This is a genomic window from Paenibacillus sp. FSL P2-0322 (assembly GCF_037975315.1).
Classification (GTDB): domain Bacteria; phylum Bacillota; class Bacilli; order Paenibacillales; family Paenibacillaceae; genus Paenibacillus; species Paenibacillus polymyxa_B.
In genome coordinates this window covers 1,396,534-1,408,041 of record NZ_CP150243.1, presented here as the reverse complement: position 1 = coordinate 1,408,041, position 11,508 = coordinate 1,396,534, and the positions used below count along the sequence as shown (strand labels likewise).

10 protein-coding genes are annotated in these 11,508 nt (G+C 47.4%); 1 reads left to right on the top strand and 9 read right to left on the bottom strand.

The genetic code is table 11. The annotated features are described in order from the left end of the window. Positions 1–303 precede the first annotated feature (303 nt). The 3 genes from MKY24_RS06180 to thpR form a co-directional block, all read right to left on the bottom strand. A complete protein-coding gene (locus MKY24_RS06180) occupies positions 304–987 on the bottom strand; it encodes a metal-dependent hydrolase (protein ID WP_339201622.1) in 684 nt (227 codons plus the stop codon). Positions 988–1,204: 217 nt separating this feature from the next. Further along, entirely contained in the window at positions 1,205–2,017 is an 813-nt protein-coding gene (locus MKY24_RS06175; RefSeq protein ID WP_053324848.1) for a cell wall hydrolase, read from the bottom strand. Positions 2,018–2,128: 111 nt separating this feature from the next. Beyond that, complete coding sequence (gene thpR / locus MKY24_RS06170) at positions 2,129–2,695, bottom strand: RNA 2',3'-cyclic phosphodiesterase (RefSeq protein WP_075153885.1); 567 nt, start codon at positions 2,693–2,695, stop codon at positions 2,129–2,131. Positions 2,696–2,912: 217 nt separating this feature from the next. Here thpR and MKY24_RS06165 point away from each other — a divergent pair, with 217 nt between their 5' ends. Beyond that, positions 2,913–3,869 carry a D-2-hydroxyacid dehydrogenase gene (locus MKY24_RS06165; protein WP_339201621.1) on the top strand — a complete coding sequence of 319 codons (957 nt, stop codon included), beginning with the start codon at positions 2,913–2,915 and terminating at the stop codon, positions 3,867–3,869. A gap of 4 nt (positions 3,870–3,873) precedes the next feature. On the opposite strand, the gene MKY24_RS06160 is transcribed toward MKY24_RS06165, so the two are convergent. The 6 genes from MKY24_RS06160 to MKY24_RS06135 all read right to left on the bottom strand — a co-directional run bounded on the left by MKY24_RS06160 (position 3,874) and on the right by MKY24_RS06135 (position 11,182). After that, entirely contained in the window at positions 3,874–4,860 is a 987-nt protein-coding gene (locus tag MKY24_RS06160) for a methyltransferase domain-containing protein (RefSeq protein WP_028543117.1), read from the bottom strand. Between the two features lie 13 nt (positions 4,861–4,873). Next, positions 4,874–5,818 carry an MsnO8 family LLM class oxidoreductase gene (locus MKY24_RS06155; protein ID WP_339202277.1) on the bottom strand — a complete coding sequence of 315 codons (945 nt, stop codon included), beginning with the start codon at positions 5,816–5,818 and terminating at the stop codon, positions 4,874–4,876. Between the two features lie 69 nt (positions 5,819–5,887). Then, positions 5,888–7,303: a dGTP triphosphohydrolase gene (dgt, locus tag MKY24_RS06150; RefSeq protein WP_028543119.1), complete on the bottom strand. Its 1,416-nt coding sequence runs from the start codon at positions 7,301–7,303 to the stop codon at positions 5,888–5,890. Positions 7,304–7,545: 242 nt separating this feature from the next. Beyond that, a complete protein-coding gene (nikC, locus tag MKY24_RS06145; RefSeq protein WP_023987407.1) occupies positions 7,546–8,457 on the bottom strand; it encodes a nickel transporter permease in 912 nt (303 codons plus the stop codon). Between the two features lie 35 nt (positions 8,458–8,492). Next, positions 8,493–9,497: an ABC transporter permease gene (locus MKY24_RS06140; RefSeq protein WP_023987406.1), complete on the bottom strand. Its 1,005-nt coding sequence runs from the start codon at positions 9,495–9,497 to the stop codon at positions 8,493–8,495. A gap of 29 nt (positions 9,498–9,526) precedes the next feature. Next, positions 9,527–11,182 carry an ABC transporter substrate-binding protein gene (locus MKY24_RS06135; RefSeq protein WP_023987405.1) on the bottom strand — a complete coding sequence of 552 codons (1,656 nt, stop codon included), beginning with the start codon at positions 11,180–11,182 and terminating at the stop codon, positions 9,527–9,529. Between the last annotated feature and the right edge of the window lie 326 nt (positions 11,183–11,508).

Below are 11,508 nucleotides of genomic sequence, written 5' to 3'. Positions count from 1 at the left end.
TTTCAATAATTATGCAATGGCTTGACTTGAAAAATACGTCGATTCCACTGATGAATCTAATTAGTTCTATCATTTTATCATTGACCTATCATGTTAGCAATTCAAAGTTTTTATGATTGTGATAATAAATCTTTTACATTACAGCTTCAACGTATCAATGCAAAAATATCTCATTTTTATGTATAAATATTCACTTTTAAAAAACAGCCTTTCCTATTCCTCTAAGGAACAGAAAAGGCTGACAAAGGAGATTTGATGAGTTTATAGACCATCAAGTGTATTCCCGCAAATCAGATATCCGTATTAAAATTCGAGACTTTCGCCGGGCTTCAATGCTTTCCCTTCAATGCCTTCTTTGTGTAGACGATCACAGAAGCCGTCTCCGTCCTGCTCAATACCCGGGAACGTATTGTAATGCACCGGTATTACGCGGCTTGCACGCAGCCATTTTGCTGCCAGCAATGCATCCTCCGGTCCCATCGTATAACCATCTCCGATCGGCAATACCGCAGCATCGATGGAGTTAGTTTCCCCAATGAGACGCATGTCGCCAAACAAGCCAGTATCCCCTGCATGGAAAAAGGTTTGGCCTCCCATGGTCAATAAAATCCCCGCAGGCTCTCCCATGTAAATGGTTTGTCCGTCCACCGTCAAAGATGAGCTGTGGAATGCAAGTGTGAATTTCACATGGAAACCGTCAAAGTGGTGACCCCCACCCAGATTCATACCGTGAGCTTTGGCTCCCAAGGATGAACAATATTCAGCCAGTTCCGCGACCGCGATTACTGGACAATCATTGCGCTTGGCAATTTCAACAGCATCTCCAAAATGATCAGCATGACCGTGTGTCAACAACACGGCATCCACCTGAATATCCTCAGCTTTTACGGTTGCCTTAGGATTTCCCGTCAAAAAAGGATCAATAATAATCCGTTTCCCCTCTGTCTCTACCAGTACAACTGAATGTCCATAATATGTGATTTTCATATCATCTACGCCTCCTTTGTCACTTTCATTATTTTGGTTACTTTCCTTTACCTATTATAACTCTTTTGCATACTGGCTTCACCTGTACCACAAAATCCGTTCACAAAGCTGAACCCTATTGTTTAGAAAGGGCTGTTATTTGTAGAAGGCTGCCAACTAAACCGTTTCAATCTATACATTACTGATTTGAAACGCTCATGGGTTTTATGCCAAATGCTCATTTATAAAAGGTATGATGACCGATAGTTTTCACCTTAGTACGCGAATGATGAACCGTAAGGTCCTGGGCTAACGTAAGCGACAGGAAAAAACAGGTGTTATCAGGCACGGCTTTATGGCCGTTCAAAGCAGCAGTAACCGCACGGATGCTGTCCTGGTTGGGCTGAACACGACGAAGACGCCCGTTCGCGACCGGACTAAATTGCGCTTTTTGATAAATCACTGCCTGAATTGTATCGGGAAATGGGGCTGACCGCAGCCGGTTTAAGACAACGTTGGCAACTGCCACTTTGCCTTCGTACGGTTCGCCTTCTGCTTCTGCCATCACTATTTTTTGCAGCAGGAGCAGTTCTTTAGCGGAGACAGGATAGCTCCAGGTAGACAACGCCTTGTCATCCTGAGTGAGCATTTTTGTCTTCGTAAAGTAGATGGTTGTAGGAGGGGTTAGGATTGCGGACTTGCTATGCTGGACCTCAGGCTTTTTCTTGCCTGTAGCAACGTTATTCCGAGCTTGTTCCGCCTGCTTCATCTGGGAAGCGGGTAACGGTGTCGGCATGATTTCTTTCCAGCTTGGCTGCCCATGAGCAGCCACAAAGATGGGGCTTGTCCTGTTTGACCCGTTATGGGTCCCCATCCTGTCGCCATATGAAGGAGCCGAAGAGTTCCCTGACCAGCTCAGAGATTGCATAGGTGTATTTTTATGATTTTTCTGTGTTTGCTGAACCTCAGCGTAGAGGCCTATCCCCAATATACAAACAAGCAGCACACTCAAAAGAGGTGCAAACCAACGATGTTCTTTAACGATTTCCATAATGTTCCTCCCGTTAACTTTAAGCACATTCCTCAGATATGTAACCCAAAATGCGCCTTTTGAATAACGCTGAAACACTATATCACTAAATTCGCTGATAGATCAAGGCTTTCACCTCATTAATGGGAATGTTTGAATTATTTGGTACATTGGTTTTTGACCCATTCGGGTTGCATATAAAACAAATTCTCCCACTTCCCACGGCTCGCTGCATCGGTCATTTGACTGCCAAATAGACGGTGGAATAGGCTGTTCTCCTGTGTACGAGCGTGCTAGGGTGATATGAGGTCGATAAGGTCGTTCCTCGGGTTTAAAACCCAGCGGTTCCGTAGCCTGGAGTATGGACTGGTACAATTGATCCAGTGACTCACGCTGCCCAGTCACTCCCCTCCACAGTACACGCGGAAATTCTTCACGGCCAAAAAAACCTGCTTCTCCAATGCCGAGTGTGAACGGGCCATGCTCAGCTGCAGCTTGAACTAAAACCTGCTCAAGTTTCGGTATAACCGAGGTCTCCACATCACCCAAAAACTGAAGTGTCACGTGGTAATCTCTAAAATCACTCCATTTGCGAAAAGTCAGGTCTTTTAAATCCTGCTCCACCCAATCATGTAATTTCTTCTTATGCTCATTTGGGAGAGCAATAGCTGTAAAAAGTCTTTGCGATTCATTTTTCATCAATCTATACCTCCTTTCCTAATAGATCTTGGTGGATATCTCAAAGAGTAGCTGTTTGGATTGTCCCTAATCAGGGTAAAGCCATTTGTTGTTATATATAGTGACACCGCGAGCTCGCTTTTACCCTAATTATGCAATTTTTTCGGCAATCTGTTATTCTTGAAAGGATGGTTCGCCAGAATATATTGGAAACTCCAAATCGAGGAGGCTATGAACTATGGGAAACATTTTAAGCTTACATCAACTTACGGAAGTGCAAAAAAAACAAGTTCGTGCAACGGCTCCGGGCTACGAGTTGATTATTGGCAAAGCTCAGGAATTGGAGCCTAAACAAATCCGGGAGGCCGAGGTTATTCTAGGCTGGTCCAAGCATATTGCCGAAGAGGCGTTACACCCAGACAGCAAACTGAAGTGGATACAAACCTGGTCGGCTGGAATTGACAAGCTACCGCTTACCGAATTGGAAAAGCGTAACATTTTACTCACGAATACGAGTGGTGTGCATGCAATTCCAATTACAGAGCAGATCTTTGGCATGCTGCTATCGCATACACGTTATTTACAGCAAGCAGCTCTCTTGCAACGTCAGAAAACATGGCAGCCACCGAAAGGCCAACTGACGGAATTACGTGGCAAGACGCTGTTGATTACAGGCGTTGGCGAAATCGGCCGCGAAACAGCGCGGATTGCAGAAGCCTTTGGTATGCGGGTGATCGGAGTCCGTCGTTCTGGCAAGGAAGCTCCCCATGTAGAGCATATGTATACTAACGAACAACTACACGAAGCATTGGGAGCGGCGGATATCGTGGTAAATATATTACCATTCACCAAGGAAACCCATCACTTCTTTGACGAAAAAGCATTTGCAGCTATGCGTAAGGGAGCCTTCTTCATTAATGTAGGCCGCGGTGGCACCGTTCATACGGATGCGCTTGTACGCTCTTTGGAGCAAAAGCATATTGCCTTTGCCGGACTGGATGTATTCGAGGAAGAACCGCTACCTGCTTCACATCCGCTATGGAGTCTGGACCATGTCTTGATCACACCGCATATTGCAGGCGATACGGACCGATATGCCGAACGGGCAGTAGATATTTTTCTTACTAATTTGAATGCCTATGCCGCTGATCAGGAACTGCCGCTGAATTTGGTTAACTACAAAACTCAGTATTAACACACTACTTACAGATCCAAATTTCCCGACTCATACCTGTCTTATGTATGCGGCATTGCTCCGTAAGGGTCCAATCTGAGTCGGATAACAATGTTTCCATCGGCTCCGTGCTCACGACCACTGCCCGCGCGGCCAAGCGTCTCAGACTGCGCAGCATCTTCTTTTGTTCATCAGCCGGGAGCACGGAGCACAGGTTATAGGGCATATCCAATATGGCTGCATCGTATGTGCCTTCGAGCATATTCATATCCCCGAGCTTCACTAGATCTTCTTCATATCCAAAATGACGCAAATTCACTCGTGCCCCACGCACCGCCAACGGGTTGATATCACAACCGCGAATATCCTTTCCCATACTCAATGCCTCAATCATTACATTGCCCATACCACAACACGGGTCTAGCAGCTTCAATGAGCCTGACTCTCCCTTTGCTGCTGTTAGATCAGTTGCTGCCAAATTCACAAGTGCTCTGGCAACCAGAACGGGTAGTCCAGTAGAATAATTTTGCGGCTTCTGACGACGCTCCTGCCACGATCTGTCGCTATACTGACACGTGCCCAGTAGCCACCGTTCTCCTATCCGAATAACACCAAGGGTGATATCCGGTGTCTTCATTTGCGCCTGCCCATGAATGCGTGCACCCATTCGGCGTTCGATCCCGCGCCGCTCGTCATAGTCAGCCTCATGGTCACCTTCTTTAAGGCACAACACCTTGAAAGTCTTTCCTTCCTCAAGTTGTAACATAGAAGCTGCTTCGCATAGCTCTTCCAGCGTTCCCGCATCTGTCATTACATCCAGCCTAAGATGAATAAACGGGCTCGTCCCCGGCTCCAGACGCCGATGGGACAATAGGATGGAGTCCTGCACGGGCGGCTGACCGAACAAGCATTTTAATTCCAAAAAACACAACTCACGCTCTGTTTCATGACACGCATAGGTATATATGTAGCTTGGTTTCATTTCTTCGATATTCGTTTTCTGTTTATTCATGTCATATCTCTTTTCATTTGGAATCAAGGCTAGAATTTACAGCCTCCGCTATTAGACGGTAGGAGTGAAGCCGCTGCTCATAATCGGGAATCGGTGTGACCAACAGAAACTCATCATTATCATATTTAATCTGCAAGCCGCGTAACCGTTCGGCAATATCCGACGGCGTTCCCACCAGCCAGCTGGCTCGCATTGCCGGGTCGCCCAATGAAATCTGACCAGCCCATTGCTGCGCCAGTTCATTCGTCAAGGCACATACTGCTCCTACAGCAACCATGGTACGTGGCTTGTCCATCCGGTTGGATGGCTGAAAGCTGGAGCGGTAAATGCTTAGCATTTCTTCCGTTTGCTGTTCACTCATAAACTGACCGAATACATAGCCTGTTGAATACTGGGCGGCATATTCGGCACTTTTTCGGTTTGTACCCAGCATCCACACTGCTGGCGGCTGTTCAGGCATCGGCCGGGCAAACACAGGCACCTGTTCATATTCGTATGTACCTTCCAGCAAAGCCAATAGAGCTTCCATCGTCTGTGGCAGCTCCGTCACATGTTGAAGAAAATTACCGCTCAGTGCCATTGAAGCATGAGGTCCACCACCAGGTGCTCTCCCCAGGCCCAATTCGACTCTGCCAGGATATAGAGCAGCCAGCAAATGAAACCATTCCGCGACCTTGACTGGACTATAATGCGGGAGCAAAATAGCACCCGCACCCAGTTTGATTGTCTTCGTCACCGCCCCGATATGAGACAGCAGCACTTCCGGGCTGGAGGAAGCCAGCCCCTCCATATCATGGTGCTCCGAGGTCCAGTAGCGTGTATATCCCCATGCTTCTGCCTGTCTTGCTAGTTCACCAGCTCGTTGAACCGCCTGCTCCGGACGGTTACTGGGCAGCAACGGCACCATATCGAGCACACCGAGATTCAACCTTTTTATAGATAAAGACTGAGATTGCATAGACACATTCCTCCCTCCTGCTATCCATTACAAACCAGTTCCTTCTACTATATAGGGGTAATTTAAAGGTCAATCCAGATCATAAATCGAACCCACCTTCAGGCCGTATAACTCATTATAGATTTTTTCAGCAAAAGCATCGGTCATGCCTGCAATATAGTCTATGACCATATGCTCCCATGTCCAGATCGGTTTCGCCTTGGCTTGGTCGCGCTCATAGCGCTGGAGCCAGTCGCTTGGAATAATAGATTTGGACGTTTCCGGGTCTAGAAAAGCTAACCACAGCCGTCTGAGCATCCACTCACTCCGTTTTTGCAGTCGCTGTACGCGCAGATCGCGGATCATCGTAACCCAAGCAAAGCTTTTCAACACACTCACAGTGCGCAGCATATCCAAATCTTCGCTTCCATCCCGTACGAAGGTCACCTTTTTCCAATTTCCATCCTCAATTACACCCAAGCTGCTGACAAACAGGCTGACCCAGTATGCCTTCACTTCACGGCGGGTACGGGAATAATCGTGTTCACACATCGGCATCTTGCCGTTCCACACCTTCAAAAATTCGCTCAGCACAGCCGCTACCTTCTGCTCAATCTGAGCCAGTTGCCAGCCTTGCCAGAAGCTATCCTCCAACGTGGTGATTTTCTCCGTAATCAGACGAATTAAATACGGATCATATAAGAAGTGCTCATGTACCTCGATTTTCCCAGCCTTAATCCCGTCCTCCAGATCATGCGCAGAATAAGCGATATCGTCGCACAGGTCCATAAGCTGGGCTTCCAACGTTTTTTTACCATCAGGGATACCCCAATCCTCGCGGATGGAACGTATGTATTCCCACTCATGCAGGTACAACCCTTTTTTGTTCAGAATCCCCGGGTACGGGTATTTGTTGATCCCGAGTAACACAGCGTCCGACAAATTCAAACCATCCACGTTCTCACGCTTCTCCAAAAACATAATCAGCCGGAAATTGTGCGCGTTCCCTTCAAAATGCTCATAAATTCGTCGCTCACGCGCATAGGCCTCCTGTCCACGCTTAGACTCCGGTGTGAAGCCTCCGGCAGAGGATATCTTTTCTACCTTTGTTTCAATCAGTTGATCCAAAATCCCGTCCAGCACCTCTTCTCCCTTGTGTCCGAACGGGGGATGCCCAAAGTCATGTGCAATGGAAGCACATTCTACCACCTCAGGGTCAATGATCAGTCCTGCGTTATCTGCCTGTTCCAGCTCTACTTCGGGATGGCGGCGCAGCAAGCTTCGGGATGCTTCACGTGCAATTTGCGCTACCTCCAAAGAATGCGTCAGTCGTGTGCGGTAATAATCGCCCGTGCCTGCGCCAAATACCTGTGATTTACCCTGCAACCGACGGAAAGTCGGTGAATGGATTAAACGGGAGTAGTCCCGCTCATATGCGGCCCGTGAAGCGTCGCTTCGTGTCTGTTCCGCAAATTGCCGATGCTCTCTCTTGTCCTGCCATGTCATAAAGCCCACTCCCTACGTACTCAATTGGAGTGATTATACATTTTTTTCGCGCCTCAGGAAAGTTCACATGACTTTCAGCTGTAAAAGTTACTTTTAGCGTCACTGCGCAGTCGGATTGTGCTTTCGAAGCGAGTATCCTACGGAAAGCTCTTAATGTCATATAAAAAAGGTGTTCCCCAGCCATTTGATTCAGGCCAGAGAACACCCCTTTACTCAACTTTATATACCTCACCACTTTTGCTCTAACGCTTCGCCCTCGGGTCAAGCACATCCCGCAGGCCGTCCCCCATTAGGTTAAAGCCCAATACGGTCAGCATGATAGATACCCCCGGAAAAATAACTGTCCACGGCGCGTTCTGGATATATTGCCGCGAATCGGACAACATTTTACCCCACTCTGGCTCAGGAGGTTGTGCACCCAAGCCCAGAAATCCAAGCGCTGCCGCTTCAATAATGGCCGTTCCGATCCCCAACGTTCCCTGTACGATGATCGGTGTCAGGCTGTTAGGCAAAATATAACGGAGGATGATTCGTGTATTATTGGCTCCAAGCGCTCTGGCAGAAGTGATATACTCCTCCGTTTTGACACTCAGCACCTTAGATCGAACCAACCGTCCATATGTTGGCACATTGACAATGGCAATGGCATACAACGCATTTTCCAATGAAGGTCCTAGAATGGCCACAATGGCAATGGCCAGCAAAATCCCCGGAAATGCCAGTAAAATGTCGAATAGCCGCGAGATGACCATATCTGCCCATTTTCCGTAAAATCCTGCGATTAAACCTAAGGCTGTTCCTACAATCATTGAACCAATAACAGACAAGAAACCGACCCACAACGAGATTCTGGCTCCATACAGCGTGCGAGTCAGTAAATCTCGACCGAGATCATCCGTACCGAACCAATGCTCCGCAGAAGGAGGCTGCAAACGGCTCACCAAATTTTGCTCTTTATAGTCAAAAGGAGCAATCCACGGCGCGATCAAAGCAATGATGACAAAGAAGATAATAATGCTCAGGCCGACGAACGCCATTTTATTGTGACGAAAAGCCCTCCATGCGTCTCTCCAAGGGCCAGTCACGACAGGCAAATGAGCCAATGTGCTGCGTGTCGTCGGTATGTTGTTGGGTTCCATTGAAAATTGTGACATCGGACAAGCTCCCCCTTGAACAATTGGCGACTTGATTACTGATAACGGATACGCCGGTCGAGCACCGCGTACAGCAAATCGACAATCAGATTAATGATGACGAACAGGAACGCAATGATCAGAATTCCGCTTTGAATAACCGGATAGTCACGCGAGCTGATCGCTTCAAAAATGTACCGTCCGATGCCAGGCCAGGCAAAAATGGTTTCTGTCAGTACCGCGCCTCCCAGTAGTGAGCCAGTCTGAAGACCGATGACAGTAAGTACGGGGATCGCAGCATTTTTAAGCGCATGTTTGTATACGACTTGAAAAGATGCCAGCCCCTTCGCCCGAGCTGTACGGATATAGTCCGCATCCATAACCTCCAGCATGCTGGAACGGGTAATGCGCGCAATGACCGCCATTGGAATCGTTCCCAGTGCGATACTGGGCAGGATCAAATGCTTGATGACGGTCCACACCTGATCCATACGTCCACCTATGATCGCATCAATCACGGCTAAATGTGTCACAGCTTCCACCGGATCACGAGAATTCATGCGTCCGATGGAAGGAAGCCAATGCAGTTTATTTGCAAAGATCCATTGCTCCATCAAGCCCAGCCAAAAAATCGGCATCGATACTCCGACCAGGGCAATGACCATACTGACATAGTCAAACCAGGAATTTCGTTTCCAGGCACTCACGATGCCGGCGTTCATTCCGACTACTACAGCAAAAAACATGCTTGCTACTGTCAACTCCAGCGTAGCCGCCAGATAAGGAAGCATTTCCCGGGCAATCGGCTGCCTGGTGCGAATGGAATCGCCCAAGTCCCCTTGTGCCAGCTCACCTAAATAGGTCCCATATTGCTGTAACCACGGCTTATCCAGCCCCAATTGCTCACGTAGCGCCTGCTTGGACTGTTCCGTAGCCTTATCTCCCAGTATGGTTTCCGCCGGATCTCCCGGAATGGCATGAATAATGGAAAAAACGATGAGCGTCATGCCCAGTAATACAGGAATCAATATAGCCAGTCTTTTTACAATATATGAGTTCATATCCTATTCACCGCCTGCTTGCGTTTGGGCTATTCAAAATAAATATTTCCGTACGCTTCAATACCTGCCGGAGAAGGTACAAAACCCTTGAGGTTCGCTTTACCTGCCATCAGCGGTGTGCTATGAACCAATGGAATCCACGGCGCATCCTGTTTAATAATCACTTGTGCTTGTTTATACAGTTCCCCACGCTTGTTCTGGTCGACCTCAACCTGAGCCTTCACCAATATTTTATGAAGTTCCTCATTCACATAAAAACTGCGGTTATTGCCTGGAATCGTATCCTTGTCCAGCAATGTATAAAGAAAATTATCCGGGTCACCATTGTCCCCGTTCCATCCCAGCATATACAGATCATCCTTTTCCCCCGCCTTAACATCATCCAGATACGTAGCCCATTCCGGGGATTGGATGTTTACTTTGACGCCTATTTTTTCAAAATCGGCTTGAATGGCCTCTGCCACCTTTTTGCCGTCAGGCATATAAGGACGAGATACGGGCATTGCATAGAAGGTTAACGGCTCGGGAAGCCCGTTAGGAAAGCCCGCTTCCGCTAGCAAAGATTTAGCCTTATCCAGATCATAGGCGTAGTCCTGAATACTATCGTTGTACCCCCATAACGTAGGTGGCATCGGATTGACCGCAGGCTTAGCCTGCCCTGCAAACAATGCATCAATAATGGCCTGCTTGTTCACTGCATGATTCAGTGCCTGCCGCACCTTGGGATTATTGAAGGTTTTTTTCTTTAAATTAAAGCCAATGTACGCCACATTAAAGGAGGGACGTTCAATTTTCACCAACTCGCTATTACCGTCTAACTGCTTTGCATCATCCGGGTTCAAATCCTCCATCAGGTCAATTTCCCCGTTTTGCAGAGCATTAAATCTCGCGGTATTGTCGGGTATGGAACGAACAATGATCTTAGCCAGCTTCGGCTGCCCCTCTTTCCAATAGTTTGGATTCTTCTCCAGCGTGATGGTATCGTTCCGTTTCCATTCCTTAAATACAAAAGGACCCGTGCCGACCGGATTACTCTTGAAATCAGCCTTTTTCTCCTGAATAGCCTTGGGACTTGAAATACTAAAGGATGGCATAGCGATATTTTGTAAAAACGGCGCCTGCGGCTTGTTTAGTGTAAACTGGACGCTGTTCGCATCTACCGCTTTAACCTCCTTAATCACCCTACTTCCTTCAGGACCGAACATAGAATCATAATAGTCAAACGAGTCACCTTCAAATTTGTATGGACTTTTCGGATCAGCCCAGCGGTCAAAGTTAAACACAACCGCTTCTGCGTTAAAATCACTTCCGTCATGGAATTTTACACCCTGACGCAGCTTGAACGTATAGACCAGTCCATCTGGTGATACTTCCCAGCTCTCTGCAAGCCCCGGTTGGATCTCCGTTGTGTTTTGCTTATATTCCAGCAGTGTGTCGAACACTTGCATTCCGATTTTTAGCGACTCGCTTTCAGTCACAATGGCAGGATCTAGCGCCACGGAATCTCCGCCGCGTCCATAAATGAGTGTGTCCTGCACGCCCTCTCCTGCTCCGCTTGGTGTTTTCCCTGCCTCTGGCTTTGCTCCTTCACCTGATCCCCCACAACCGGAAAGCGCCAAAACAGCTCCTAGCGCAAGCACCAGCAGAACGGTCCAGATTTTGTGTTTTGCATACTTTTTGCTCATGCAGCAAACCCCTTTCACACCTTATATATTGTTAATTCGTTGATACCGGATGAATGCCAATTCCTTTGGATTGACATGACAAGCTTGTCCTCAAGCTGTGGTCTCAGGTTCCGAGTTCATCAAATAGGTGTAGTAGGACAGAAGTGTTCATAATCTAGTGGTGTAAGAGATGCTGTAGGGTAATGAATAGATGTGATGTAATAAATAGAAAGAGGAGTATGTGAGGTCGTGATGAAAGTGTGATATATACTCACAAACAGTGAATATTATGTTCAAACAAAGTTGATTATTGGATACTTTACTATAAAATCTGGAAGCATACAAGG

Bases quoted from the DNA above. Each gene is read 5' to 3' on its own strand.
- MKY24_RS06180 (WP_339201622.1), bottom strand. From the start codon at position 987: ATGAAAATCACATATTATGGACATTCAGTTGTACTGGTAGAGACAGAG.
- MKY24_RS06175 (WP_053324848.1), bottom strand. From the start codon at position 2,017: ATGGAAATCGTTAAAGAACATCGTTGGTTTGCACCTCTTTTGAGTGTG.
- thpR (WP_075153885.1), bottom strand. From the start codon at position 2,695: ATGAAAAATGAATCGCAAAGACTTTTTACAGCTATTGCTCTCCCAAAT.
- MKY24_RS06165 (WP_339201621.1), top strand. From the start codon at position 2,913: ATGGGAAACATTTTAAGCTTACATCAACTTACGGAAGTGCAAAAAAAA.
- MKY24_RS06160 (WP_028543117.1), bottom strand. From the start codon at position 4,860: ATGAATAAACAGAAAACGAATATCGAAGAAATGAAACCAAGCTACATA.
- MKY24_RS06155 (WP_339202277.1), bottom strand. From the start codon at position 5,818: ATGCAATCTCAGTCTTTATCTATAAAAAGGTTGAATCTCGGTGTGCTC.
- dgt (WP_028543119.1), bottom strand. From the start codon at position 7,303: ATGACATGGCAGGACAAGAGAGAGCATCGGCAATTTGCGGAACAGACA.
- nikC (WP_023987407.1), bottom strand. From the start codon at position 8,457: ATGTCACAATTTTCAATGGAACCCAACAACATACCGACGACACGCAGC.
- MKY24_RS06140 (WP_023987406.1), bottom strand. From the start codon at position 9,497: ATGAACTCATATATTGTAAAAAGACTGGCTATATTGATTCCTGTATTA.
- MKY24_RS06135 (WP_023987405.1), bottom strand. From the start codon at position 11,182: ATGAGCAAAAAGTATGCAAAACACAAAATCTGGACCGTTCTGCTGGTG.